We start from the raw sequence: 26,460 nt of genomic DNA, 5'->3' as shown, positions 1-26,460 counted from the left end.
ACGTCGGAACGGTTGTTACGGTTTCTTGGGGTTGAGCGCCCCCGCACACCGGACTTTCGTCAGGTGCGGGCGCTCGGCATTGCATCGCAGAACGGGAAACGGAAAACGGGAAAGGGCTGCGCGTCGTCGGCCGCGCGCACCCGACCCGGCTTACTTCACCTGATCGACGAACTCGTTGGTGTACGTCTTCGACAGATCGATGTGCTTGCCCTTGACGTTCGGATTGAACGCGGAGAGGACCTTGAGCACCGTCTCCGGCCCGCCCTTGGGCATGCGGCCGTCCGGCGAGTACATCGGCAGCGAGTTCTGCAGGGCCTGTACGTACAGCGCCTTGTTGTTGCCGTAGTAGTCCTTCGGCATCTTCTCGGTAATCTCGGCCGCCGAGTGCGTGTTGATGTACTTGAGCGTCTTCACGAAAGCACGGGCCAGCTTGGCGGCTTCAGGCTTGTGCTTGTCCAGCCACGCGCGCTGCACGTACAGGCTCGATGCGGGATAAGCGCCGCCGAGCGCGGCGACCGTGCCTTCCATCGTGCGCATGTCCACGAGCACGGCGGCGTCGCCCGTCTTGATGAGCTGTGAGGCGGTCGGCTCGGTGGTCATGCCGGCATCGATACGGTTTTGCTTGATGGCGGCGATGAAGGTATTGTCGGCGCCGACCGGCAGCACCGAGTAGTCGGACGACTTCAGGCCGTGCTTGGCCGCAAGGTACTGCGTGAGAAAGTTCGTGGACGAGCCGAGACCGGTCACGCCAAGGGTCTTGCCCTTCACGTCGGCCATGCTCTTGATGGTGTCCTTGCTCTTGGCATTGACCAGTTCGACTTCACCCGGCACCTGACCGAAGATGACGATCGCCTGAATTTCCTTGCCCTTGCTCTGCAAGTCGATGGAGTGGTCGTAGAAACCGACCACGGCCTGCACGGCACCGGCGAGCAATTCGTTTTCGGCGTCGACGCCAGCGGGCTGCGACAGCAACTCGACGTTAAGCCCCTCTTCCTTGAAGTAGCCGAGCTGCTCGGCCAGCTTGGCCGGCAGATAGATCATCTTGGTGATGCCGCCCACCATGATCGTGACCTTGCCGCTGTCGGCGGCGAACCCGGGGGCTGCGGCCAACGCCAGCGACGCGCCGACGACGGCCGCCAGAAAGGGTTTCACGAAGGCTTTCGGCGCACGCACGCCAAGGCTTGCTCGCATTGTGGTGTCTCCATCGTTTTTAGGGATAATGGCCCGGGCCGCCCGAATCGTCGGTCGGCGCCAGCCGGCCTGGCGTGGACTCGATGCGTCTCACGCGGCCACGGCAGCGGTCCTGAAATGCGTTCGCCCTGCCTTGCCGCAAATTGTAGAAAACCGAAGCTTTCATCAAGCTTTCGCCACCTGCAGGTTTTCGGCGGCGCCCCATGGGTGTTTACCCGCTGTTGGCTCGCCGTCGTTCCCCGGGCACACTCGCGTCGCATTCTGCTTTCCTGTCATGAAACTGCTGCTCATCGAAGACAACGAGACGCTGGCCCACTGGCTCGCCCGCATGCTGCGCGACGACAACTTCACCGTCGATGCCGCGCGCGACGGCGACGCCGCCGACCGTCTGCTGCAAACGGAAACGTACGACGTGGTGCTGCTCGACCTGATGCTGCCCAAGCTCGGCGGCAAGCATGTGCTGCGACGGCTGCGCGAGCGGCGCAACAACGTGCCCGTCATCATTCTCACGGCCAGTGGCTCGGTCGACGAGAAGGTCGATTGCCTTGGGGCCGGCGCCGACGATTACCTGGTGAAACCCTTCGAAGTGCGCGAGCTGATCGCCCGCGTGAAAGCCCTTGCGCGTCGCCATGCGCCGGAGCAAAGCGCAGACCTCACGTGCGCCGATCTGACGTACCACACGGGCACCCGTCAGTTCACCATTGGGGGCGCGCCGCTCGCATTGCCCTCGCGCGAGCATGCCGTGCTCGAAATTCTCATGCGCAAGCAAGGCAAGACCGTCGCCAAGAGCGCGCTCGTCGATGGCGTCTTCGGGCTTGACGACGAGCCCAGTGCAGACGCCATCGAGATCTACATCCATCGTCTTCGTAAAAAACTCGAAACCAGCCGTGCGGCGATCATGACCTTGCGCGGGCTCGGCTATTTGCTGCGCGAAAAAGATGCTTAGTCTGCGCGTGCGGCTGCTGATGTGGCTGATGTTGCCGCTCTCGCTGTACATCGGCGCGAGCGGCTGGCTGTCCTACCGAAGCGCGCATGACACGGCAGAACTCGTGCAGGACCGTGCGCTGCTCACGTCCGCCCAGGTGATTGCGGGCGAACTGGCCTGGGTCGACGGCGCGCTGCGCGCGAGTGTGCCGCCGTCGGCGCTGGAGCTGTTTGCCTCCCCCGCGCGCGACCGGGTGTTCTATCAGGTGATTACGGAAGACGGCCGTCTGCTCGCCGGGCCACCCGACTTTCCGCATCCGCCGTTATTTCCTCAGACGGTGCCCACGTATTCGAACGTCACCGTGAATGGCGAGCCGCTGCGCGCCATCAGCTTCGTGCGCACGATGTACGACTCCGGCGTACCGCACCGCGTGGCGGTCGTGGTGGCCGAGACGATGCATGCGCGCGACGACATGCTGGCGAAGTTGTGGGAGCCGTCGCTGCACCGCCAGATCGCAATGGCCGCGTTGGCCGCCGTGCTGGTGCTCATCGGCCTGACGGTGGAGCTGCACCCGCTCATCCGGCTCAAGGACGAAGTCGCAGGGCGCGCGCCGCAGGAACTGGTGCCGATTCGTGCCGGGCAGTTGCAAACGGAACTGCGCCCCATCGTCGATGCGATCAATCTGTGCATTCAGCGACTCTCGGCGCAAGCGCAGCAACAGCGCCGCTTCGTGGCCGACGCCGCACATCAGCTACGCACGCCGCTCACACTGCTCGATACGCAGTTGCAGTTCGCCGCCCAGCTCGACGACCGTGCCGCCCTCGCCGATGTACTCGCTGCAATGCAGACCAGCAGTCGTGGGCTCGCGGACCTGACCAACAAGTTGTTGCTCCTGTCGCAGGCAGAGGCCGCGGACACCCCGGCCTTCTCGCGAACGCGTGTGGATCTGGTAAGCGTGGCAGCCGGGGTCCTGGAAGAACTCGTGGCGCTGGCACAGCGACGCGACATCGATCTGGGGCTGGAGACCGACGAGGCGCATGTGTGGGTGGCGGGCAACGGCGAACTGTTTCATGCGATGGTCATGAATCTTGTCGACAATGCGATCCGCTACATCCACGAGGGTGGACGCGTGACGGTCGCCATCGACCGTTCCGAGGGCACTGCCCGCCTGCGCGTCATCGACGACGGGCCCGGCATCCAGGCCGAGGCGCGTCAGCGCGTGTTCGAGCGCTTCTATCGCAATGCGCCACCGGGGCAGCCCGGCACCGGTCTGGGTCTGGCCATCGTCAGAGAGATCGCGACGGCCAGCCACGGGTCGGTGACGCTCGCGCCCGGCGAGGACGGCCGTGGCCTGATCGTCACCGTCACGCTCCCCATCGATTTGGAGACCGAAAGCAACGCCCTATGAGGCGCGTCAAGCGGTGCGCGACACCGATAGACCGCCGGTCGGCGCGTGGTATACCCGTGTCGTCGCCCGAAAGAAAATCACAACCGTATGAAATAACGCCCTGAATCTAGGCGTTATGCTTGTCTTGGGTCAAGAATGTCGTTTGAAACATACGCTCGACTGGATGCGCTAGGACAAACCCTGATATATTCGGGGTCTTCGCAGAAATCCCCTCAAGCAGGCGAAAACTTCTTGATCCAAATCAAATAGTTACGCATCGCTGTCAACCACGCGAGTGCCCGCCGCGTGTAATTGTGACGAAATGTAAAGTTTGTTAAATTGAATGTGGGTCTCGCCGCGTGGGTTGCGGCACGGGACTTTTTCTCTCAGGGATTTGCCTCCATGCCGTTTCTCGTCGATCCTGCCGCACAGGCTGCGAGACGTCGCGCGTCCATTGACGACGCGTTGCACGCACGCGCCACGACGCCACAGACTTCGGACATGGTTCAGCCCGCCGCCTGCGAGAATGTGCCGCCGGTGGAGCCGGCCTCACGTCCCGCACGGGCGGCCGCCACGGCGTCGGCACGATCGATCGCGCAGTCCGTCGCTCGCAAGATCGACGCCGCCCGCGAAGCCGAGCGCACCCGACTCGCGCAGGAAATGCACGACGGGCTTGGCGCACATCTCACGGCATTGCAACTGGCGGTGGCGCGTCTGGCCGATCGCGCGCCGACAAACGCCGCCGAATGGCAATCCTTCTGCACCCAGATTCAGAACGTAGCGAACGCTGCACAAGACGCTGCCGACCAGATCGTCGGCCGCAACCGCCCGCCCGCGCTCGACGCGGGCCTTGCCGTTTCGCTGCGCGCATGGGTACGCGGCTTCGGCGAGCAAAGCGGGCTCACGTGCATCTGGCGCTGTGACGACGTGACGCGCGAGCGCGTCGCAAACCTGACACCCGAGGCCGTGCTGGCCTTGTACCGCATTGCGCAGGAAGCCCTCACCAACGTTGCCCGTCACGCTCGCGCCACGCGCGTGGTCGTGGCGCTCGATGGCGGCCATCGTTCACTCAAACTCACGATTTCCGACGACGGTTGCGGGCTGACCCGCGGCGCACGTCGCAAGCAGGGACATTTCGGATTGGTTGGCATGCGCGAGCGCTGCACGGCGCTCGGCGGCACACTACGAATCGGCAGTGTTCAGGGATCGGGAACGCTCGTGAGTGCACGGCTTCCCTGGCATCAGATCCTTACTGCCCCGACCGGCCAGCATGGCCCGGAATCGCTTGCTCTTCACGGATACGCATCATGACGCTTAGAGTGCTCATCGTCGACGACCACGCCATCGTGCGCCAGGGCGTCCGGCAATTGCTCTCCGATAGCGGGAGTATTGCCGTCATTGGCGAAGCCGACTGCGGCGCGGAAGCGCTGGAGATGACCGACGCCGCGCAATGGGACATCGTTCTGCTCGACATCTCGCTGCCCGACACGAACGGCCTGGAAATTCTCAAGACGTTGCGGCGCAAGCATCCGCGTCTGCCGATCATGATCTTCAGCATGTATGGCGAAGGTCAGTTCGCGCTGCGCGCCCTCAAGGCCGGCGCTGCCGGTTATCTGAGCAAACGCTCGAACGCCCAGCAACTGGTCTCGGCCGTACGACAAGTGGCCGCAGGCCGCAAGTACGTGAGTCCGATGGTCGCCGAAACGCTCGCCGACTATCTCGGCCCGGACGCCGACCAGCCGCCGCACGAGCGCCTGTCGGACCGCGAATACCAAACGCTGTGCATGATCGGCTCGGGCAAACGCCTGACGGACATTGCCAACGCGCTGTCCCTCTCAGTGAAGACCGTGAGCGTGTACCGCACCCGCTTGCTGGAAAAGATGCGACTGAACAATAACGCCGAGCTGACGTATTACGTGATGCAGCACGGACTGGTCAGCGCCGAGATGGGGCCGGTCTGCGCCTGAGCGCGTTCGGTACGGATACCGTCACCACATTTCCTGCAAGATTCCTCGGGAATCACCAGAACTAAGTACTCACTTCGTGGCCCGCCAATGCGGGCCACGCGCGTTTTCGACGTCGACCGACGCCATTGAGAAGAATTTTCACAGCGCCGAAAAAATTTTTTCGACGCTCGGCCCGCGCCCCCACGACTTGAGAATTGCGGTCCGGCACGCAACAGATCATCCCCACCCCGGCGCCTCTCCGAGCCTTACAGGACAAGAATAGGCGGCACATTGCCCCTTTCCTTGACCGATCAACCGTGGAGGAAATTTGTAGACTGGCTTTCTAGCGTTTTTCCGACATCGACCCGCCAAGTCGACGGAAGTGGCGAAAGCATTTTGCAAAGCCACCCTAAATTTTCCCAAAGCGCGTCCGATATCCCCTACAACGGCGGCTTTCGGCGATTGGCTGGTGAGCCAAAGTTACGGCGCTTAAGCCGGAGCCAAATAATTTGGGAAAGGAGTTGCTAAATGGCATCTGTCATCAATACCAATATCTTCTCGCTGGTTGCTCAACGTAACCTGAGCTCGTCGCAAGGCGCGCTGCAAACCTCGATCACGCGTCTGTCGTCGGGTCTGCGCATCAACAGCGCTGCTGACGATGCTGCCGGTCTGGCCATTACCGACCGTATGTCGGCACAGGTCAACGGTCTGACGCAAGCCCAGCGCAACGCCAACGACGGTATCTCGCTGGTGCAAACCGCTGCGGGCGCCCTGTCGTCGATCACCGACAACCTGCAACGCATCCGCACGCTGGCCGTTCAGGCAACCAACGCCACGAACTCGGATTCGGACCGTGCCGCTCTGGACCAGGAAGTCCAACAGCGTCTGGCTGAAATCAACCGTACGGCTTCGCAAACCCAGTTCAACGGTCTGTCGGTGCTCAACGGCACGATGGGCGTGGCGAACTTCCAGGTTGGCGCCAACGCCGGCCAGACCATCTCGGTCGACCTGTCGCAAAGCATGACCACGCAAAGCATCGGCGCCGTGGCTCAAGCCAACTCGACGACCAACCCGCTGTCGTTCACGATCGCTGCTGGCGATCTGACGATCACCGACGGTACGGGCACGGCACAGAACGTTGCCGCCGGCACGTACAACAACGCCAACGACCTGGCTGCCGCCATCAACACGGCCGGCGCCAAGGCAGGCTTCACGGCGAACATCGCTTCGGTGAACTCGTCGGGTCAGCTGGTCATCGCCAACACGGATCCGGCCGCTGCGCTGACCGTCGGCGGTACGGCGCAAACGACGCTGGGTCTGCCGGCTTCGATCGCCGCAGGCGGTGCAGCGGTCACGTCGACCGGTGTGGCTTCGCAATTCCAGACCACGCTGTCGACCGGCGACCTGACCTTCACGGTCAACGGCGTTGCCCACGACATCACCGGCACGTTCAAGAACTCGTCGGACCTGGCCACCGCGATCAACTCGGCGAACATCGGCATCAACGCGTTCATCGATTCGACCGGCGCAATGCACATCAGCTCGGGTCAGTCGTTCAATATCTCGTCGACCAACGCCGGCACGCCGAGCACCCTGACGCAACTCGGCCTGACCGCCGGCACGTACACGACGTCGGGCAGCCTGGCGACCGCAGACGTGAAGTCGGTCAACAGCGCCACGCTGATGCTGTCGCAGATCGACGCGGCCATCAACACGGTCGACTCGTTCAACGCAACGCTGGGTGCTACGCAAAACCGCTTCCAGTCGACGATCTCGAGCCTGTCGACCACGACGCAAAACCTGACGCAAGCGCGTTCGGGCGTGCAAGATACGGACTACGCAGCGGAAACGGCTAACCTGACCCGCTCGCAGATCCTGCAACAAGCCGGTATCTCGATGCTGTCGCAAGCCAACCAGCTGCCGCAGCAAGTGCTCAAGCTCCTCCAGTAATTCCGGAGCTGCACTGAAGTCAAACCGCACGCGCGAGCGTGCGGTCCGCCGGCGGCGTCACTGCATCAAGCGGTGCCGCCGCCTTAAGCTTTACAGACCGACCTGTTGCGGCATGTCGGCAAGGAAGCCCGAGTTCAACAAAGCGAGAGCAGAAAACATGGCAACTTCAACGTCTTCGACTGGCAGCATTTCCTCTCCCGGCATCGGCTCGGGGCTGGACGTCAATGCGCTTGTCACGAGCCTGATGCAGCCAGCGAACAACAAGCTCACGCTGCTGAAGAACCAGGAAACGAGCTACCAGACCAAGCTCTCCGCACTCGGTCAGCTGCAATCTTCGCTCTCCGCGTTCCAGGCGTCGCTGCTGACCCTGTCGAGCGCGTCGCAATATCTGCAAATGTCGGCCAACGTCGGCGACAACACGATTCTCACCGCATCGAGCGGCACGGGCGCAGCCGCCGGCTCGTACAGCGTCAACGTTTCGCAACTGGCGCAGGCACAGAGCCTGACGACAAGCGGCGTGACCAATCAGACGAGCGCCATCGGCTCCGGCACGGCGACCAAGCTGACCTTCTCGTTCGGTACCATCACCGGCGGCACGCTCACCGACGGTGTCTACTCCGGCGCAGGCTTCACGGCCAACGCCTCGCAGCAACCGGTGACGATCACCATCGACAGCACCAACAACTCGCTGCAAGGCATTCGCGACGCGATCAACGCATCCGGCGCTCCGGTCAATGCCACGATCGTCAACGACGGCAGTAACACGCCGTACCGCCTCGTGCTCACGTCGAAGACGACGGGCGAGGCGATGAGCATGAACATCAGCGCGGCCGCCGGTGGCGACGCAACGATTGCCAACATGCTGACCTACGACGCGACCGGCACGCAGAACCTGACGCAAACGGCGGCGGGACAAAATGCCAAGCTCACCGTCAACGGTCTTGCCATCACCAGCGCCACGAACACCGTCCAGAATGCCGTGCAGGGCCTGACGCTGTCGCTCGCCAAGGCAGGCACGACGACCGTCACCCTGAGCAACAACACCAGCGCGGTCACCTCGGCGGTACAAAGCTTTGCCACGGCGTACAACACGCTGCAAAGCACGATGAGCTCGCTCACCAAGTACGATCCGACGGGGCAGGCCACGGGCGCCCTGATCGGCGACTCGACGGTGAATCTGGTGCAAACGCAGCTGCAAACCATTCTGAACGGCCGTCTGCCGGGCGTGCAGGGCAACGGCCTGACGTCGCTCGCCCAGATCGGCGTGAACTTCCAGAACGACGGCACGCTGACGGTCGACACCACCGCGCTGAACAAGGCGATGACGAGCGGCAACGGCTTCCAGCAACTCGCCTCGCTGCTCGCGACCAACGGCATCAGCAGCGACAGTCTGGTGACGTACAACAGCTCGTCGAGCAAGACGCAGCCGGGCAACTACGCCGTGAACATCACGCAGGCGGCCACGCAGGGCACCGCGACCGGCTCCGCCACGTTGCCTGCGAGCACCACGATCACGGCCGGGAACAATCAACTGAACATCACGCTCGACGGCAACAATGCCAGCGTGGTGATCCCTGCCGGCACTTACACGGCGGACCAGCTCGCCACGGCCATTCAGTCGGCGATCAACGGCAACAGCGTGTTCTCGGCCGCAGGCTCGGCCGTGGGCGTGGCCCAGAAGGGCGGTATTCTGACCATCACGTCCAACCGCTACGGGTCGGCCTCGCGCGTTCAGGTCACCGGCGGCTCCGCTTTCGATGCGGTGTTCGGCACCAACACGCTCAAGACGGGCGTCGATGTACAAGGTACGATCGGCGGCATGCTGGCCGTCGGCTCCGGTCAAACGCTCACGGGCGGCGCCGGGACGGCCGTCGACGGCCTGAAGCTCACGATCGGCGGCACGGCCACGGGCAGTCGCGGCACGGTGGCGTTCTCGCAGGGCTATGCGTCGCTGCTCAATAACCAGGTGACGGATTTCCTGGGCGCCACGGGCGCCATTTCGAGCGCGAAGACGAGCCTGAACACCACGATCAAGCAGATCCAGCAGCAGGAGAGCGACTGGCAGGACCAGATGACGCAGATGCAGAGCCGCTATCTCGCGCAGTTCACGGCACTCGACGCGACCATGGCCAAGCTGCAGAACACGAGCGACTACCTCAAGCAGGTGCTGGGCGGATCGTCTTCGTCGTCTTCGTCGTCGAAGTAATCGCAGCAGGCACGCAACGCACATCGGCCACGCGCTTCGGAGAAAGTCATGTACGGTCAAAACGCCGCCAACGCGTATCGCAAGGTCGGTCTCGAAACGGGCGTGATCGCCGCCAGTCCGCATCAGCTCATCGTGATGCTCTTCGACGGCGCGAAGGCCGCGCTCACCAAGGCGCGCGTGCATTTCGAAGACGGTCGCATCGCCGAGCGCGGTCAGGCCATCTCGAAGGCCATCGAGATCATCGGCGGGCTGCGCGATGGACTGAATATGGAAGTCGGTGGGGAACTGTCACGCAACTTGCGTGATCTCTACGACTACATGGGGCGACGTCTGCTCGAAGCGAATCTCGAGAACGACGTGGCCAAGGTACAAGAAGTCGACACCCTGCTCGACACCATTGCATCGGCCTGGCGAGCGATCGCGCCGAGCACCGGCACGGGTGCCCCCGCCGTTCAGGCGGGCACCGGAGTGCGCTATGAATGAAGCGACGACCTTGCTGAACTGTTACGAAAGTATTGCCGGCCTCACGGAACGCATGCTCGGCGTGGCGCGTGATGGCGACTGGGATGCCCTCATCGACCTTGAGTCGCAGTATCGTGCGCAGGTCGACGCGATCAAGCAACTCGACGCCGATCTGCCGCTCTCGGAGGACGAGCGCTCGCGCAAGCACGCCATCATTCGCCGCATTCTGGCCGACGATGCCGCCATTCGCGATCTCGCGGTTCCTCATCTGGCGCACCTCGACGCCATGATCAACAGCACGCGCCGTCAACGTGCCCTGCACGAAGTCTACGGCCTGAACCTGGGCGCCTGACGCGCGCTGCGCGTCACATCGTCCGCATCTCGGAGTCAAGCATGGCCGGTCTCGACTCGGTTCTGGCCACCACGCTCGCCCGGCGGCTCGACTCGCTGCTCGGCATCGGGCAAGGCGCCTCGTCGACGACGGCGCCCACTGCGATTGCCGGTACACAACCCGCCGGCGATGCGACCTCCGCGTTGGGCGACCTGGCGACCAGAACGTCGCCGACGGCCGTGGCGCTTGGCAACGCGACACCGCAAAGCGCCGCCCGCACCCCCACCCCGGTTCAGCAGGCAACGCTTTCCGCTGCCGCGCGCACCATCGACACCATCCTGCGTATCGCGCCCGAATCGCCCGGCCCCGTGCAGGCGAGCGCCCCGGTGTGGCCCGCAGCGCCCGGCACCGGTGCGCCGGCGCTGGCGCCCCTCGTCGCTGCCGCGCTCAAGGAAGCCCTGTCCACGAGCGGGCTCTTCTACGAATCGCACTTGTCGCAATGGGCCTCGGGCAGTCGTTCGTTCGAGCAATTGCAAGCCGAGCCCCAGTTGCGCTGGCCGGCGTCCGCCAACCTCGCCGCGCAACTGCGCGCGGCCGGGGCCGATGCCACGCTGCCCGGGCCCGGCCCCCTCGCGCGTTTGCTTGGCCCGGCCGGGGGCGAAGCTGCACTGGCGACGGGCTGGCCGACCCTGGGTCCTTCGACACTGAGCGCTTCGACGTTGCCGACGGCGGCACCGAATCCTTCTCCCGCGTCGCCGCCAGGCACCCTCCCGTCCGGTACACCGGCGCAGCCGGGTGTCTCCGACGGTGCCGATGGCGGGCTTCGCGCAAGCGCGAACCTTCCGAATACCGCCAATGCACTGGCGCACGCGGCAAGCGTGGCGCATACGACAAGCAGCGTGCTGCCGTCCGGTCATGACGGCGGCGACGCCGCGCTGGCGGCAGGCGGCACAGCAACGGCAGCGCCGCCGCATGGCGCCGCCGCAGCGATGGCGGCCGTGGCGAACACCCCGGCGGAGAGCGTGACGCTGGTGCGTCAGCAGCTCGACATGCTCGTCAATCCCCAGTTTCAGTGGAACGGCATGGCGTGGCCGGGTGCCCCCATGGAGTGGCAGGTCGAGGAGCGCCCTGGACAGCCCGCCCCGGGGGAGGCCGCAGCGCCGTCGACGTGGCATACGCATTTGCGTTTGACACTGCCGTCGCTCGGCACCATCGACGTCACGCTCGGCTTGTCGGGACAGCAGTTGCAGGCGCGCTTGCTGGCCGACTCGACCGACGCCACGGATGCGCTGTCCAACGAGGGCGAGGATTTGCGTCAGCGGCTGGCCGCAGTCGGCCTGATTGCGAGCCAGTTGTCGTTCGGTGCGATGGGTTCGCTTGACGAGCGGGATGAAGGAAAGGAAGGGGAGGACACCGCAGGGCCCGCCCCGATGTCGCAGGTCGGGAGCGAAGGGGCGGTGAATTCACCGTCGTCCGACACCTCGACGGCCGAACTGCCCGTACCTGTGAATGCACCCACGCCAAAAACCGGAGGTGAAGCATGACGTTGCCACCGGAGCGCCGCACGGCGGTCGCATTGGCCTATGGCGCGAAGGATACGGCGCCGCGCGTGGTAGCCAAGGGTTACGGCCTGCTCGCCGAGACCATCGTGCGCACTGCGCGCGAGCATGGCCTGTACGTGCACGAGTCGCCGGAACTGGTGAGCCTGCTGATGCAGGTCGATCTCGACCAGCGCATTCCGGCGCAACTGTATCAGGCGGTCGCCGAACTGCTGGCCTGGCTTTACAAGCTCGAAGCGGGTCGCGGCGGCAACCCACCCCCGCTGCCGCCGGGCGTCGTTGCGGCAGATGTGCAGCCGGATGCGTCTGGCCCCGCCCCCACCCCGCCCTCCCCGACGCCGTCCGCCTGACACCGTAGACGCTAGGTCATGCAATGCACGCGAGACGCGTGTATCGCGTGAACCGTCCGATTTCCGTGATTGGTCGTTTGCTCGCCCGATTCGTCTGAAGCCCACCGTTGAAGGCTGTTGCGGCGGTTCTCGCAGCGACGGACCCGCTCGCCGCGCGCACGAAGCAAGGGATGCCAATAGCATTTTTCTTCCGTGACGTGTTGCGGCGTACGTCCGCACACACGTCCCTTGCTCACCCTTTCGATCTCATCAGAAAAATGGACGGCAAACTCAGCCCATTCAATCCTGGCGCAGGCGCCGTGCCTCCGGTCCTGTCCGGGCGCCATGACACACGAGAGGAAGTGCGAATCTGCATTGATCGCCTTCTAAGCGGACGTCACGCTAACGGGCAACTGCTCGTTGGCCTCCGAGGCGTGGGCAAGACAGTACTTCTCGAGCGGTTGCTATATGACGCTGAGCAACAAGGCGCAATTACGGTACATCTCGAAGCCCCGGAGGTGAAGTCACTGCCAGCCTCCATCGCACCGGCCATACGAGTCGCGCTACTACGTATGAACCAGGTTCAAATGGCGAAGGACGCGGTAATTCGTGGACTACGCGCACTTTCCGGCTTCGTCGCCGGACTGAGAGTCAAATATGGCGACATTGAGGTGGGTCTGGATTACCCGCCGGAGCCCGGGCTGGCAGATTGTGGCGATCTTGAGCTTGACCTGTGCACCCTCCTTGTAGAGGCCGGACGTGCGGCACGTTTGGCCCGCACCGCCCTCGTCATCTTCATCGACGAGTTTCAGGGGATGCCCCAGCAGCAACTGTCGTCACTGCTTTACGCGCTTCATCGTTGTACTCAGCACCAATTGCCCATCATGCTTGTCGCGGCAGGTTTGCCGCCGTTGATCAAGAAAGTCGGCGACGCCAAATCCTACGCGGAACGCATGTTTGAGATTCACGACATTGGCCCGCTCGCCGACATCGATGCGCGCAACGCCATCGCGATCCCCGCCGAGCGAGAAGGCGTCCTGATTTCACCTGACGCGTTGGACGAAATCGTGGCGCAGACCGGTGCGTACCCGTACTTCCTTCAGCAATGGGGAAAGCTTGCGTGGAGGGCCGCCAACGAAAGCCCGATTACGTACGAGCATGTCAGACAGATCTCGACTTCCGCAATTGAGGCGCTGGACAAGAACTTCTACCGACTTCGCTTCCAACGTCTGACGTTTTTGGAGCGGCGCTACCTACGCGTTATGGCGGAAATGGGGGCAGGCCCACACGACGCGAGAGCCATTGCAATGCATTTCGGTGAGCCCGCGCAGGCCCTGGAGCCCGTCCAGGAGGCGCTGGTGGCCAAGGGCATGCTCCACGAAACGCTGATTGGAGAAACGGAATTCAGCGTGCCGCGCTTTCATGAATTTCTGAAGCGAATCATGCCTGAGCTGACGCCCGCGGACGCGGCTTAGGGGTTCCGCGAAACTGCGTCGAAGTTGGGCGCGGTGTGCAACATCGCCCCGCACGTCCTCCCGATCGACTGCACCAGGCCGTTGAAAACGACGCGCCGCGAAGCCCACCAAACGCAGCGGGCACAAAAAAGCCCCGTCGTCGGACGGGGCTGCCTTCAGAACCGATGCGGTCGACGAACGACGCGGCATCAGACCTGCATATTCATCACAGTGGTGTAGGCCGACACGAGCTTGTTACGGACTTGCACGCTCATCTGGAAGCCGATGTTGGCTTTCTGCAGGTCGACCATGACATCGTTGAGCGCCACCCCCGGCTCGCCCATTTCGAACGCGCGGGCCTGCGCTTCCGCACCGTTTTGCGACGCCGACACGCGCTTGAGCGACGCTTCGAGCTCGGCAGCAAATCCTCCCGTCTTCGACGTGGCGCCTGCGCCGGCACTGGTCGTGCCCATGATCGAGCCCGCCGCCTGCGACGCGACGCCGCCCAGCTTTTGCAGTACCGATTCGATTCCCGGAATGGCCATGGTGCTTGTCCTTGCGCTTGTCCTTGCTCGTGTCGATGACGCCACCGGCCTCCCGCGCATTCGCGCGACCCACGCCGGTTTGCCTTTTATCAGTCACGTCGGAGCTTACCACCGCCTGGCAAGCCCTCAATAGCCTAATTAACGGTAAAAGACCCGCCTAATCCTCGAAACGATTCCACATTCACCAACGAATAATCAGGACCATCGGCGTCGTGCGCACCATGACCGAGCGTCTTACCAATCCTTAACTCCCCCCAAGGATGCGCGCACGTCGCCAAGCGTATCCGGAGAATTCTGTCGCATGTTAGTGAGCACTTCCACCGCGATGACCGTCATATCAATGCCTCTGGCGTGGAGCCGCGCATGAATGCCGCCACCCAGACGGCTGACGTCGCCGCCAAGCCGCCCCTGCTCGCGCAGCTGCGCTCCCGCGAGCGCCTGCCGTTGCTCATTGGCGGCGCGGCCATCGTCGCATTGCTGATCGCCGTCTTCCTGTGGAGCCGCGCCCCCGATTACAAGGTGCTGTACAGCAACCTGAGCGATCGCGACGGCGGCGCCATCATCACCTCGCTCCAGCAGATGAACGTGCCGTACAAGTTCGCCGAGGGCGGCGGCGCCATTCTGGTGCCCGCCGAGCAGGTGCACGACGTACGTCTGCGTCTGGCGTCCCAAGGTCTGCCCAAGGGCGGGCTGGTGGGCTTCGAACTGATGGACAACCAGAAGTTCGGCATCAGCCAGTTCGCCGAACAGGTCAACTACCAGCGCGCCCTCGAAGGGGAACTCGCGCGCTCGGTCGAATCCCTCTCCGCCGTGCAGGCCGCGCGCGTGCATCTGGCCATTCCGAAACCCTCCGTGTTCGTGCGCGAGCAGCAAAAGCCGAGCGCCTCGGTGCTTGTCACGCTCTATCCGGGCCGGGTACTCGATGACGCACAGGTGAGCGCCATCGTGCACATGGTCGCGTCGAGCGTGCCGGAACTGCCGGTCAAGAACGTGACCGTGCTCGATCAGAACGGCAATCTGCTCTCCGCCCAAAGCGGCAACGCTCTGGGACTGGACGCCAGCCAGCTCAAGTACGTTCGCGAGCTCGAACAGTCGTACGCACGCCGTATCGAAGCGATCCTGAATCCGATCGTCGGCCCCGGTAACGTGCACGCGCAAGTGACTGCCGACGTCGACTTCAACCAGGTCGAGCAGACCTCGGAGAACTACAAGCCGAACGCAGGCGAGCAGGCGGTGCGCAGCCAGCAAAGCAGCGAATCGTCGCAGATCGGTGCGAACGCCGCGGGCGGCGTGCCGGGCGCGCTGTCGAACCAGCCGCCGGGACAGGCCACCGCGCCGATCACGCAGCAACAGCAGCAGTTCGCCCAGCAAGGCGCCGCGACGCCAGGGGCGGCAAGCGCGCCGCAAGGTCCGCGCAGCGATCGCAAGGACGCTACGGTCAACTACGAAGTCGACCGCACGATTCGCCACGTTCAGCAGGCCACGGGGGGTCTGAAGCGCCTGTCGGCGGCAATTGTCGTGAACTATCGTCCGGGCACCGATGCGAAGGGCAAGCCCGCCATGGTGGCGCTCACGCAGGCCCAACTCGACCAGATTCAGAACCTGTCCAAGGAAGCCATCGGGTTCTCCGGCCAGCGCGGCGACACGATCAACATCGTCAACAGCGCGTTCACGGTCGAAACCGATCCGGAAGCCAACCTGCCGTGGTGGCGTCAGCGCCAGAACATCGAACTGGCCAAGCAAGTCGGCAAGTGGGTGCTCATCGGCCTGATCGGTCTGTATCTGTGGTTCGGCGTGATTCGTCCGGCCATTCGCAAGCACCTGACACCGCCACCGCCGGCCGAGCCGTCGCTGGCCGGTGTCGGGGGTGCCGCCGGCGGCGCCGCAGGCGCCGAGGGGGCAGAAGGCGAAGACGCCGACGGCGAAGCCGGCAAGCGAGGCGAACTCAGCGCCTACGAACGTAATTTGCAGTACGCACGCCAAGTGGCGCGACAGGATCCGAAGATCGTGGCAACGGTAGTCAAAGCATGGGTGGGTGGTGGCGATGAGCGCGGCTGAGGGACTCCAACGCAGCGCCATCCTCCTGATGTCGCTGGGCGAAGATGAAGCGGCCGAGGTCTTCAAGTACCTCGCGCCACGCGAAGTGCAGAAGCTCGGCGCGGCGATGGCCTCGCTGCGGCAGGTCACGCGCGACCAGATCGCCGACGTGCTGCAGGACTTCGTGCTCGAAGCCGAACAGCACTCGGCGCTCTCGCTCGATTCGTCCGAATACATCCGCTCGGTGCTCAACAAGGCGCTGGGCAACGACAAGGCCGCCGGCCTGATCGAGCGCATTCTGCAGGGCGGCGACACCAGCGGCATCGAAGGCCTGAAGTGGATGGACTCCACGGCGGTCGCCGAACTGATTCGTCACGAACACCCGCAGATCATTGCGACGATCCTCGTGCACCTCGACCGCGATCAGGCGTCGGAAGTGCTCGCGCTCTTCACCGAGCGTCTGCGTAACGACGTGGTGCTGCGTATCGCCACGCTCGACGGCATTCAGCCGGCCGCGCTTCGCGAACTGAACGACGTCCTCACCAAGCTCCTTTCGGGCAGCGAGAACATCAAGCGCAGCCCGATGGGCGGCGTGCGCACTGCGGCGGAAATCCTCAACTATCTGGGCGGCGTGCACGAAGAATCGGTCATCGAAGCCGTGCGCAACTACGACTCGGACCTCGCGGCGAAGATCGTCGAAGAAATGTTCGTGTTCGAGAACCTGCTCGACGTGGAAGACCGCAGCATCCAGGTGCTGCTCAAGGAAATCGAATCCGAGTCGCTCATCATCGCGCTCAAGGGTGCGCCGTCCGAACTGCGCGAGAAGTTCTTCAAGAACATGTCGGCCCGTGCGGCCGAGCTGTTGCGCGAAGACCTGGAGTCGCGCGGCCCGGTACGGGTCTCGGAAGTGGAAGCCGAACAGAAGAAGGTGCTGCAAGTGGTACGGCGCCTGGCCGATCAGGGCGCCATCATGATCGGCGGCCGCGGCGACGACGCGTACGTGTAACGAAACGGGGCCCGCGCGCATGTCGACCATCATTCCGAAAGAACGCCTCTCCGCCTGGCAACGCTGGGAGATGGCGTCGTTCGACCCGCCGCCGCCCCCGCCACCGCCGCAACCGGCTCCGCCCAACCCGCTCGACGATCCCGCGCTGGTGCAGCAGATTGCCGCCTGGCGCGAAGAAGCGCGCGCCGAGGGTCACGCACAAGGCTACGCGGCCGGGCATGCCGAAGGTTATGCCGCAGGACAGGCCGCCGGAAAACATGAAGTCGATGCGCGCGCTGCACAACTCGCCGACATCGCACATGGGTTCGGCGACGCCGTGAACGCCATCGACCGCGAAGTCGCCGAACCGCTGCTCGGCCTCGCGCTCGACATCGCGCGTCAGGCCTTGCATCAGACGCTCTCGATCCACCCGGAAACGCTGCTGCCGATCGTGCGCGACCTGCTGACCAACGATCCGCTCACGGGCGCCCCGCGTCTGCTCCTCAATCCGGAAGACGTCGAACTCGTCGAGTCCCACGTCGGCGCGGAGTTGCGCGCTGCCGGCTGGACCGTGCGAGCCGATCCCTCGATCGGACGCGGCGGCTGCAAGGCCGAAGCCGCCAGCGGCGAAGTCGACGCTACCGTCGCCACCCGCTGGCAGCGCGTGATGGCCGCCCTCGGCAAGGATCTGCCGTGGTGAACGCCGAACTCACCCCCCTCACCGCCCATGCACCGGTGCTGCCCAGCACCGAGAACACGCATGCGCCGGCGCCCGCCAACGACGGCACCACGCCTTCGGTGCGGTTGTGGGATGAGATCGATACGAACGCACATACGGCGCAAGCCGGGGCGTTGCAGCCCGACGATCATGACGATCACGTCGATCAGGACGAAGCGCCGGTTGCCTCCGGCGACGACGACGACGCGGCTCGTCAAAAGCAGCATGCCGGCGGAAGCAACGAGGACAACGGGGGCAACGGGGGCCACGAAAGCGCCGCCGCTGCGCCAAGGGCCGCCAGCCATGCCGCGCACAATGCGCTGAACGCGCGCGAGATTTCCCGCGACGCGCATCTGCGCCGCTGGCAGAACACGCTGCGCGAGCGCATTGCGCACGTGCATGCGGTCGAACCGACGCGCCGCTGCGGTCGTCTCACGCGCGCAGCCGGTCTGGTGCTCGAAGCCGTGGGCCTGCGTTTGCCGGTCGGCGCGGGTTGCCTGATCGAACTGCCCGTGCACGACGCGTCGCGCGAACCCGCCACCGCTGAGGCCGAAGTCGTCGGCTTCGGGGGCGACCGCCTGTTCCTCATGCCGCAGACCGAAGTGGCGGGCCTGCTGCCCGGCGCACGCGTGTTTCCGATGGAGCCCGCTGCCGACGGCCCGCTGCCGCAGCAGCGCCACAACGGCAAGCGCCTGCCCGTGGGCGAAGCGCTGCTCGGCCGTGTGGTCGATGCCGCCGGCCGTCCGCTGGACGACTTCGGCCCGCTCGGCATGACCGACAGCGCCTCGCTCGCCTCGGTGCCGATCAACCCGCTCGGCCGCGCGCCCATCGAATCCGTACTCGACGTCGGCGTGCGCGCCATCAACTCGCTGCTCACCGTGGGGCGCGGCCAGCGCATGGGCCTGTTCGCCGGTTCGGGCGTAGGCAAGAGCGTGCTGCTCGGCATGATGGCCCGCTTCACGCAAGCCGAAGTCATCGTCGTGGGGCTGATCGGCGAGCGTGGCCGCGAAGTGAAAGACTTCATCGAGAACATTCTCGGGCCGGACGGTCTGGCGCGCTCCGTCGTCGTGGCGGCGCCGGCCGACGTCTCGCCGCTGTTGCGTCTGCAAGGCGCGGCCTACGCCACCACACTCGCCGAGTACTTTCGCGACCAGGGCAAGGACGTGCTGCTGATCATGGATTCGCTCACGCGCTACGCCATGGCACAACGCGAAATCGCGCTGGCCATCGGCGAGCCGCCCGCCACGAAGGGCTATCCGCCCTCGGTGTTTGCCAAGCTCCCGGCGCTGGTGGAGCGCGCCGGCAACGGCCCGGACGGCGGCGGCTCGATCACTGCGTTCTACACCGTGCTCACGGAAGGCGACGACCAGCAGGACCCCATCGCCGACTCGGCACGGGCCATTCTCGACGGCCACATCGTGCTCTCGCGTCAGCTCGCCGAGTCGGGTCACTACCCCGCCATCGACATCGAACAATCGATCAGCCGGGCGATGGCCGCACTCATCGACGATGGCCAGTTCGATACGGTGCGCCGCTTCAAGCAAATGCTCTCCCGCTACCAGCGCAACCGCGACCTCATCAATGTGGGCGCGTACGCACCGGGCAGCGACCCGATGCTCGATCAGGCGATCGAGCTCTATCCCCGTCTCGAAGCGTTCCTGCAGCAAGGCATGCGCGAGCGGGCCAGTTATCCGGACGCCGTGCAGCAGTTGCGCGGGCTGTTCCACTAACCGGAGGCGGCCATGAATTCCACCCTGCCCCTCAAGTTGCTCATCGAACTCGCCCAGAAGGACGTGGACGAAGCCGCGCGCCTGCTTGGCGAGCGTCAGACGCAACGCGCCGAAGTCGAGCGTCAGCTCGAAGCGCTGCGCCAGTACCGTCACGAGTACCGCACGCGCATGCAGACGGCGACGGTTCAGGGCATGGCAGGGTGCGACTGGCGCAACTTCCAGCAATTCATCGATACGCTCGACACCGCCATCGGACAGCAGGCCATGCTGCTCCAGCAGGCGGAGGAGCGTCTGACGGCCGCGCGCCGCGAATGGCAGGCCCAGCAGCGCCGCCTGAACTCCTTCGGCACGCTCGCCTCGCGCGAAGCCGCTCGCACTGCCGTGCGTGTCGCGCGTCGCGAGCAGAAGGAAAACGACGAGTACGCCGCGCGCAGTCTGCGCCGCCGTGCCGAGTCCTCGATTTAAAGGAATAGGTGAGCCCACTATGTCGATTCTGAGCTTCCTGACCGATGCCACCGGTGCTGGCAACCAGGCCATGAGCGGCAACAATCGCGCCGGTTCGTCGAACAGCGACGACAGCAGCGCACTGCCCTTCGCCGCCGTGCTCTCGCAGCAAACGCGCCAGAGCGCGCAGCCCGCAGCCGCCACGGACAACAACGCCGCGCAGGGCACCCAGACGAGTTCGTCCGACGCGTCGAACAGCACCAAATCGACCAAATCAACCGACAACGCGTCGACGAGCCAGACGACGCAGGCGGGCCAAAGTGGCCAAAGTGGCCAAAGCAGCCAAACCGGCCAGACCAACCAAACGAACGCTTCGAAAACCCCCTCGAAGTCGAACGCCGACGACGGCAAGGACGACGAGGAGGAAACGCAGGCAACTGCCGCCCCGGGCGATCCGGCCGCAGCGCTTGCCGTCGCGCTCGCCGCCATGAACAACGCACCGCTACAGGTCACGGCACCCGCCCCGGCCACGGCGAACGCGGACGCGACCGTCACCGACGGCAAGCCCGGCACCGGTGCCGCCATCACGGCCGCCGTAACGGGAGCCATGCAGGCCGCAGGCGCAGCACAACTGACGGGGCAGCCGCCGGTCGGCACTGGCGCCGCCGAAGCCGACGCCAAGGGAACGACCACCGCCGCAGCGGGTACGCCGGTCAAGGGCACGGTCACGCCGGCCGCATCGACGACCCCCCTGACGGGTGGCGTCTCGCTCGACACGCTGGCCAGAAATGCCGCCGCGGCCACTTCGCCCACAACACAACCCGTGGCGACGGACGCAAAGTCCACCCCGCCGGTCGCGGCCACCGACGCGCAAAACGCACAACGCATGGCCGACGCGCTCGCACAGGCGCAAGGCCAGCGCGACGCGGTGTCGCAAGCCGCTGCCACAGCCACACAGGCGGCTCAGGCCGCTGCACAGGTCGCGCAAACGTCAACGCCTGCCGTAGACGCCTCGCCGCAGTTGCAGGCACAGGCCAATCTGCCCGCCACGCTCGCCCTGAATGCACGCGTGGGTACGCAGGACTGGAACCATCAGCTCTCGCAACAGGTGGTGTGGCTGTCCGGCGCCCACGCACAAACGGCACAGCTGAGCCTGAACCCGCCGGATCTCGGCCCGCTGCACGTGGTGCTGAACGTGGCGAACGATTCGGCGCAGGCGATGTTCGTCTCGCAACACGCCGCCGTGCGCGACGCGGTGCAGGCCGCGCTGCCGCAGTTGCGCGAAAGCCTGGCCAACAATGGCATCGCGCTGGGCAACACGACAGTGAGCAGCGACAGCTCGCAGCAGCAAGCCTTTGCCCAACAAGGCGCGAACGGCAACGGCGCCGGGAACGGTAACGGCAATGGCAACGCGCGCGGCACGCCAGGCTTCGGCCAGAGCACCGACGACGGCGCCATCGCCACCACCGTGACCGTGCCTGTGCGCGCGAGCAACGGCTTCGTGGACACCTTTGCGTAAGTCAGCCTGAGATGCCTGAAGTCGCGACACCCGTCGCGGCACCGGTCGCAGCACCCGTCTCAGCACCCTAAAGCAAGCGGGTTTTTCTGCCGTTAAGACAAAGACGCGAGTTAGACGCGATTGTCCCTTCTTTTCGGTCGATCACCCCTTGGCGGGTTGGCCGACAATCATTACCCAATAGCAGGCGAATACATGGCAAATCCCGCACCGACGCAAGCCGCGGCTCCCCCCGGAGGGGGCATGCGCAAATGGATTCTGTTGATCGTGGCGGTTGCGCTCATGGCAGCGGCCGGCGCCGCAACGGCCGTGTATTTGCTGACCGGACGTCACGAAACGGCAAAAGCACCGCCGCCGCCCCCGCCGCCCGTGTTCGTGAGCATGGACGCGTTCACGGTGAACCTTTCGGGCGAAGATGGCGAGCGCTACCTGCACATCGGCCTCTCGCTCAAGGTGGCGGATGCCGAAACGCAGGCCCGCATTACGCAGCACATGCCCGAGGTGCGTAGTCGAGTGTTGTTGTTGCTGTCGTCGAAGCAGCCGCAGGACCTGGCCACCATCGATGGCAAGCGCCGTCTGGCAAGCGAGATCCGTTCGTTGGTCGCGCAGCCGTTCGCCGCCAACATGCCGCAGCAAGCCGTGGGCGACGTCCTGTTCACCGCGTTTGTAATTCAGTGAGTGATTCATGGCGCATGAGGAGTTCCTGTCGCAGGAAGAAGTCGATGCCCTTCTGAAGGGTGTCACCGGCGAACAGGATGACCGGTCCGATTCGGAAGATCATTCCGGCATCCGGCCATACAACATCGCGACGCAAGAGCGCATCGTGCGTGGGCGCATGCCCACGCTCGAAATCATCAACGACCGCTTCTCGCGACTGTTCCGCATTGCGCTGTTCAACTTCATGCGCCGCAGCGCCGAAATTTCGGTGAGCCCGGTACGCGTGCAGAAGTACAGCGAGTTCATTCGCAACCTGCCCGTCCCGACCAACCTCAACCTGGTCCACATCAAACCGCTGCGCGGCACGGCGCTGTTCGTGTTCGATCCGAATCTCGTGTTTCTCGTGGTGGACAACCTGTTCGGCGGCGACGGCCGGTTCCATACCCGCGTCGAAGGACGCGACTTCACGCAGACCGAACAGCGCATCATCGCGCGCCTGCTCGATCTGGTGTTCGAGAACTACGGCGCATCGTGGAAACCGGTGTATCCGGTCGAGTTCGAATACGTGCGCGCCGAAATGCACACGCAGTTCGCGAACGTTGCCACGCCCAATGAGGTGGTGGTCACGACCACGTTCGACATCGAGTTCGGCTCGGTCGGCGGCGAATTCCACATCTGCATGCCGTACTCGATGATCGAGCCCATGCGCGACCAGCTCTCGAGCCCGTTGCAAGGCGAGACGCTCGAAGTCGACAAGCGCTGGGTGCGGCTGCTCTCGCAGCAGGTGCAGGCCGCCGACGTGGAGATCGTGACGAACCTCGCGCAGGTCGACATGACGCTCTCGCAGTTGCTCAACATGCGCGTGGGCGACGTCATTCCGCTCGACGTGCCCGAGGTGCTCGAAGCCAAGGTCGACGGCGTGCCCGTGATGCACTGCAATTACGGCGTCTTCAACGGTCAATACGCGCTGCGCGTGAACCAGATGATCAACCATTCGCACAGCGATTACACGAAGGACAACGAGTGATGAGCGATACCCCTCAAACGCCCGGTGACGACGCCCAGGCCATGGCGGACGAGTGGGCCAGTGCCATGGCAGAGCAGACCGCTGCCGAGCCGGCGGCGGCCGCACCGCAACCCGCTTTCGCCCAGAGCGCGCCGGCCGCCCCTGTGTTCCAGCCGCTTGCGGCCACGGCGGGCAATCCGGCAACGGCCACGCACAACGACATCGATCTGATTCTCGACATCCCGGTCCAGATGACCGTGGAGCTGGGCCGCACCAAGATCGCCATCAAGAACCTGCTGCAACTCGCGCAAGGCTCCGTGGTGGAACTCGACGGCATGGCCGGCGAGCCGATGGACGTGCTGGTCAACGGTTGTCTCATTGCGCAGGGTGAAGTCGTGGTTGTGAACGACAAGTTCGGCATCCGCCTGACTGATATCATCACGCCATCCGAACGCATCCGTAAGCTCAACCGATGATTGCAACGAAAGTCCGCGGCATGCCCGTGCGGCGTGCTGCGGCAAGCGCCGCCACGGCGCCCGCCTCCGCTCGCGCCATGCACCGCGTGGCGCATCGTCTGTCCCGTTTGCTGACATCCCCGATCTCCGCACTGATTCGCCCGACCGCCCTGACCACCCTGACCGGCCCGACCGGCGTGGCGCTTGGCTGGCTTTGCACGTCCACCGCCTACGCACAAGGCGCGGCCTCGCAGGCTGCGGCGGTGCCGAGCCTTGGCGGCGCAGGCATCGTCCAGACGGGCTTCGGCCTGGTACTGGTGCTCGCGCTGCTGTTCGGGCTGGCCTGGCTTGCGAAGCGCTTCGGCCTGCAACGCCCGCTCGGCGGGGGCAACGTGCGCATCGTGGGAAGCGCGGCCGTCGGCCAGCGCGAACGTGTGGTGGTGGTGGAGGTCGCGGGCGACTGGGTGGTGCTCGGCGTCGCGCCCGGCCAGGTGCGCAGCCTGCATGTCATCGACGCGGACCGCGTCGCCGACCTGCCTGCCGCGCCCGCCGTCGCCCATCCGGGGGCGCAGGCCAATCGCGCCGCGCAAGCTTTTGCGCAAAAGTTGCGCGAGTCCATGAAGAAGGATTCCTGATGTCGTCCGGCGGTGTGTCGTCTGCCCGCTTTGCTGCACGCAAGGCCGGTCTGTCCCTTGGCCTGACCCTCGGTCTGGCGCTCGCATGCCTCGTCTGTCTGGCATTGCCGGGCATCGCCCTGGCGCAGGCGACTCTGCCCGCCTTCACCACGACACCGGCGCCCGGCGGCGGACAGACCTATTCGCTGTCCGTGCAGACGATGCTGCTGCTCACGTCGCTGGGCTTCCTGCCCGCGATGTTGCTCATGATGACCGCCTTCACGCGCATCATCATCGTGCTCTCGCTGCTGCGCCATGCCATCGGCGTGACGACCTCGCCGCCGAACCAGATCCTGATCGGTCTGGCGCTGTTCCTGACGTTCTTCGTCATGTCGCCCGTGTTCGATCAGGTCTACACCAACGCCTATCAGCCGTTCGCCGCGAACAAGATCAGTTTTGAGCAGGCAGTCGACACCGGCGCCAAGCCGTTCCACGCGTTCATGCTCAAGCAGACGCGCGAGGCGGACCTCGCGCTCTTCGCCAAGCTCGCCAAGACCCCGCCGATGAACGGCCCCGAAGATGTGCCGATGCGCATTCTCGTGCCCGCCTTCGCGACGAGCGAGCTCAAGACCGCGTTCCAGATCGGCTTCACGATCTTCATTCCGTTCCTCATCATCGATCTGGTGGTCGCCAGCGTGCTGATGGCCATGGGGATGATGATGGTGTCGCCGTCCACTGTCTCGCTGCCTTTCAAGCTCATGCTGTTCGTGGTGGTCGACGGCTGGCAATTGCTGCTGGGCTCGCTCGCCCAGAGCTTCACGATGTAGCGCGGGGGCGACTGAGATGACTCCGGAAACCGTCATGGCGCTGGCGCATCAGGCAATGCAGGTCTGCCTGCTGCTCGCCGCACCGCTGTTGATCGTCGCGCTCGTGTCCGGCCTGCTGGTGAGCCTGTTTCAGGCCGCCACGCAAATCAACGAAATGACGCTGTCGTTCATCCCCAAACTGCTCGCCGTGTTCATCACGCTGGTGGTCGCCGGTCCGTGGATGCTCAATCTCATGGTCGACTACATGCGTCAGTTGCTCACCGGCATTCCCGGCCTCGTCGGGTAAGCCGCCTCGACCTTGATCAGCTTCACCTACGATCAGCTCTCCGGCGTCATTGCGACGTTCCTCTATCCGTTCGTGCGTCTGCTCGCGCTGTCGATGACGGCCCCGCTTTTCGGCGACTCGCGTGTACCCGGCACCGTGAAGATCGGGCTCGCGGGCATCGTCGCGCTCACGCTCGCGCCGGTGATCGCTCCGGCGCCCGCCGTCTCCCCGTTCTCGTGGGAAGGCCTGTGGATCCTCGCTCAGCAGATGATGATCGGTGCGGCGCTCGGCTGGTGCATGCAGGTCGTGTTCTCTGCGGTGAGCATGGCGGGCGATTTCGTCGGTCTGCAAATGGGGCTGTCCTTCGCCACGCTGCTCAACCCCAACGCCGACGGCAGCACCGCCGTGCTCGGCATGCTGCTCAACGTGGTCATCATGCTCGTGTTCCTCGCGACCAACGGGCATCTGGTCATGTACGCCACGCTGGTCCAGAGCTTCGCCGTGTTGCCGATATCGAGCACGCCGTTGTCCGTGGGGGGGTGGCATTACCTGGCCATGCTGGGCGGTCAGTTGTTCACGCTGGCGCTCATGTTGTCGTTGCCGCTCGTCGCCGCCCTGCTGATCTGCAATCTGGCGCTGGGCATTCTGAATCGCGCCGCCCCGCAGCTGAACATCTTCGCGGTGGGTTTTCCGCTCACGCTGGGCGTCGGTCTGGTGGTGCTGGAGCTGATGATGCCGCGTATCGCACCGGTCATGGACCACTTCAATGCCATCGGCATCGACATGATGGTCCGGGCAACGGCGGCTTTCGTGCCAAAGCCCTGAACGGAAGCGCTATCGTCAGCCATTTTGTCGGCCGTCAGCTTTCACGCGGACATTCACGCCGACGTTCACGCCGACATTCTTGCGGGCTTCCCCGCC

The 26,460-nt window shown here is 64.7% G+C and carries 26 protein-coding genes; 24 read left to right on the top strand and 2 right to left on the bottom strand.

The genetic code is table 11. From position 1 onward, the window contains the following. Positions 1-150: 150 nt before the first annotated feature. A complete protein-coding gene (locus PCA31118_RS17915) occupies positions 151-1,191 on the bottom strand; it encodes an ABC transporter substrate-binding protein (protein ID WP_150626460.1) in 1,041 nt (346 codons plus the stop codon). Positions 1,192-1,465: 274 nt separating this feature from the next. Between PCA31118_RS17915 and PCA31118_RS17910 the strand changes: the two genes are divergently transcribed. The 11 genes from PCA31118_RS17910 (at position 1,466) to PCA31118_RS17860 (ending at position 13,761) form a co-directional block, all read left to right on the top strand. Next, positions 1,466-2,137 (top strand): response regulator transcription factor, encoded by a 672-nt coding sequence (locus PCA31118_RS17910; protein WP_150626459.1) that lies wholly within the window; start codon positions 1,466-1,468, stop codon positions 2,135-2,137. Next, positions 2,130-3,524 carry a sensor histidine kinase gene (locus PCA31118_RS17905; protein WP_246190297.1) on the top strand — a complete coding sequence of 465 codons (1,395 nt, stop codon included), beginning with the start codon at positions 2,130-2,132 and terminating at the stop codon, positions 3,522-3,524. Before PCA31118_RS17910 ends, PCA31118_RS17905 begins: the two co-directional genes overlap by 8 nt. A gap of 381 nt (positions 3,525-3,905) precedes the next feature. Beyond that, positions 3,906-4,814 carry a sensor histidine kinase gene (locus tag PCA31118_RS17900; RefSeq protein WP_150626458.1) on the top strand — a complete coding sequence of 303 codons (909 nt, stop codon included), beginning with the start codon at positions 3,906-3,908 and terminating at the stop codon, positions 4,812-4,814. Further along, entirely contained in the window at positions 4,811-5,470 is a 660-nt protein-coding gene (locus PCA31118_RS17895) for a response regulator (protein ID WP_010807699.1), read from the top strand. The genes PCA31118_RS17900 and PCA31118_RS17895 overlap by 4 nt, the downstream gene beginning before the upstream one ends. Before the next feature lie 507 nt (positions 5,471-5,977). Next, positions 5,978-7,399: a flagellin N-terminal helical domain-containing protein gene (locus tag PCA31118_RS17890; RefSeq protein WP_150626457.1), complete on the top strand. Its 1,422-nt coding sequence runs from the start codon at positions 5,978-5,980 to the stop codon at positions 7,397-7,399. Between the two features lie 157 nt (positions 7,400-7,556). After that, positions 7,557-9,605, top strand: coding sequence for a flagellar filament capping protein FliD (gene fliD, locus PCA31118_RS17885; protein WP_174990516.1), 2,049 nt, complete (start codon positions 7,557-7,559; stop codon positions 9,603-9,605). 48 nt (positions 9,606-9,653) lie between these two features. Further along, a complete protein-coding gene (fliS, locus tag PCA31118_RS17880) occupies positions 9,654-10,088 on the top strand; it encodes a flagellar export chaperone FliS (protein ID WP_044457451.1) in 435 nt (144 codons plus the stop codon). Beyond that, the gene (locus tag PCA31118_RS17875; RefSeq protein WP_044457452.1) at positions 10,081-10,419 is read left to right on the top strand and encodes a flagellar protein FliT; all 339 of its coding nucleotides are present in this window, start codon (positions 10,081-10,083) and stop codon (positions 10,417-10,419) included. Before fliS ends, PCA31118_RS17875 begins: the two co-directional genes overlap by 8 nt. A gap of 41 nt (positions 10,420-10,460) precedes the next feature. Next, complete coding sequence (fliK, locus tag PCA31118_RS17870; RefSeq protein WP_150626455.1) at positions 10,461-11,942, top strand: flagellar hook-length control protein FliK; 1,482 nt, start codon at positions 10,461-10,463, stop codon at positions 11,940-11,942. Next, positions 11,939-12,307 (top strand): EscU/YscU/HrcU family type III secretion system export apparatus switch protein, encoded by a 369-nt coding sequence (locus PCA31118_RS17865; RefSeq protein ID WP_150626454.1) that lies wholly within the window; start codon positions 11,939-11,941, stop codon positions 12,305-12,307. Before fliK ends, PCA31118_RS17865 begins: the two co-directional genes overlap by 4 nt. Positions 12,308-12,477: 170 nt before the next feature. Further along, complete coding sequence (locus PCA31118_RS17860; RefSeq protein ID WP_343043296.1) at positions 12,478-13,761, top strand: AAA family ATPase; 1,284 nt, start codon at positions 12,478-12,480, stop codon at positions 13,759-13,761. Positions 13,762-13,949: 188 nt separating this feature from the next. On the opposite strand, the gene fliE is transcribed toward PCA31118_RS17860, so the two are convergent. Beyond that, a complete protein-coding gene (fliE, locus tag PCA31118_RS17855) occupies positions 13,950-14,285 on the bottom strand; it encodes a flagellar hook-basal body complex protein FliE (RefSeq protein WP_150626453.1) in 336 nt (111 codons plus the stop codon). Positions 14,286-14,648: 363 nt separating this feature from the next. Here fliE and fliF point away from each other — a divergent pair, with 363 nt between their 5' ends. The 13 genes from fliF (at position 14,649) to fliR (ending at position 26,364) form a co-directional block, all read left to right on the top strand. Beyond that, on the top strand, positions 14,649-16,343 hold the full coding sequence (fliF, locus tag PCA31118_RS17850; protein ID WP_150626452.1) for a flagellar basal-body MS-ring/collar protein FliF: 1,695 nt from the start codon (positions 14,649-14,651) through the stop codon (positions 16,341-16,343). Further along, positions 16,330-17,328 (top strand): flagellar motor switch protein FliG, encoded by a 999-nt coding sequence (gene fliG, locus PCA31118_RS17845; protein WP_072617532.1) that lies wholly within the window; start codon positions 16,330-16,332, stop codon positions 17,326-17,328. The genes fliF and fliG overlap by 14 nt, the downstream gene beginning before the upstream one ends. Before the next feature lie 19 nt (positions 17,329-17,347). Continuing rightward, complete coding sequence (gene fliH, locus PCA31118_RS17840; RefSeq protein ID WP_150626451.1) at positions 17,348-18,007, top strand: flagellar assembly protein FliH; 660 nt, start codon at positions 17,348-17,350, stop codon at positions 18,005-18,007. 371 nt (positions 18,008-18,378) lie between these two features. Beyond that, the gene (fliI, locus tag PCA31118_RS17835) at positions 18,379-19,755 is read left to right on the top strand and encodes a flagellar protein export ATPase FliI (protein ID WP_281356278.1); all 1,377 of its coding nucleotides are present in this window, start codon (positions 18,379-18,381) and stop codon (positions 19,753-19,755) included. A gap of 12 nt (positions 19,756-19,767) precedes the next feature. Next, the gene (gene fliJ / locus PCA31118_RS17830; RefSeq protein ID WP_150626450.1) at positions 19,768-20,220 is read left to right on the top strand and encodes a flagellar export protein FliJ; all 453 of its coding nucleotides are present in this window, start codon (positions 19,768-19,770) and stop codon (positions 20,218-20,220) included. 19 nt (positions 20,221-20,239) lie between these two features. Then, positions 20,240-21,718 (top strand): flagellar hook-length control protein FliK, encoded by a 1,479-nt coding sequence (locus PCA31118_RS17825; protein ID WP_150626449.1) that lies wholly within the window; start codon positions 20,240-20,242, stop codon positions 21,716-21,718. A 192-nt stretch (positions 21,719-21,910) separates the two neighbouring features. Next, the gene (fliL, locus tag PCA31118_RS17820; RefSeq protein ID WP_150626448.1) at positions 21,911-22,393 is read left to right on the top strand and encodes a flagellar basal body-associated protein FliL; all 483 of its coding nucleotides are present in this window, start codon (positions 21,911-21,913) and stop codon (positions 22,391-22,393) included. Positions 22,394-22,400: 7 nt separating this feature from the next. Further along, on the top strand, positions 22,401-23,399 hold the full coding sequence (gene fliM / locus PCA31118_RS17815; RefSeq protein WP_044457461.1) for a flagellar motor switch protein FliM: 999 nt from the start codon (positions 22,401-22,403) through the stop codon (positions 23,397-23,399). Then, the gene (gene fliN / locus PCA31118_RS17810; RefSeq protein ID WP_150626447.1) at positions 23,399-23,854 is read left to right on the top strand and encodes a flagellar motor switch protein FliN; all 456 of its coding nucleotides are present in this window, start codon (positions 23,399-23,401) and stop codon (positions 23,852-23,854) included. The genes fliM and fliN overlap by 1 nt, the downstream gene beginning before the upstream one ends. Positions 23,855-23,874: 20 nt before the next feature. Beyond that, complete coding sequence (gene fliO / locus PCA31118_RS17805) at positions 23,875-24,468, top strand: flagellar biosynthetic protein FliO (protein WP_246190296.1); 594 nt, start codon at positions 23,875-23,877, stop codon at positions 24,466-24,468. Beyond that, positions 24,468-25,274 (top strand): flagellar type III secretion system pore protein FliP, encoded by an 807-nt coding sequence (gene fliP / locus PCA31118_RS17800; protein ID WP_150626446.1) that lies wholly within the window; start codon positions 24,468-24,470, stop codon positions 25,272-25,274. Before fliO ends, fliP begins: the two co-directional genes overlap by 1 nt. Before the next feature lie 16 nt (positions 25,275-25,290). After that, a complete protein-coding gene (gene fliQ / locus PCA31118_RS17795; RefSeq protein ID WP_039394013.1) occupies positions 25,291-25,560 on the top strand; it encodes a flagellar biosynthesis protein FliQ in 270 nt (89 codons plus the stop codon). 12 nt (positions 25,561-25,572) lie between these two features. Continuing rightward, positions 25,573-26,364, top strand: a complete 792-nt coding sequence (fliR, locus tag PCA31118_RS17790; protein ID WP_150626445.1) for a flagellar biosynthetic protein FliR — start codon at positions 25,573-25,575, stop codon at positions 26,362-26,364. Positions 26,365-26,460: the final 96 nt, after the last annotated feature.

The sequence above is a fragment of the Pandoraea captiosa genome (assembly GCF_902459775.1).
Taxonomy (GTDB): Bacteria; Pseudomonadota; Gammaproteobacteria; order Burkholderiales; family Burkholderiaceae; genus Pandoraea; species Pandoraea captiosa.
The sequence above is the reverse complement of the archived record's forward strand: the minus strand, read 5'-3'. Positions and strand labels throughout refer to the sequence as shown.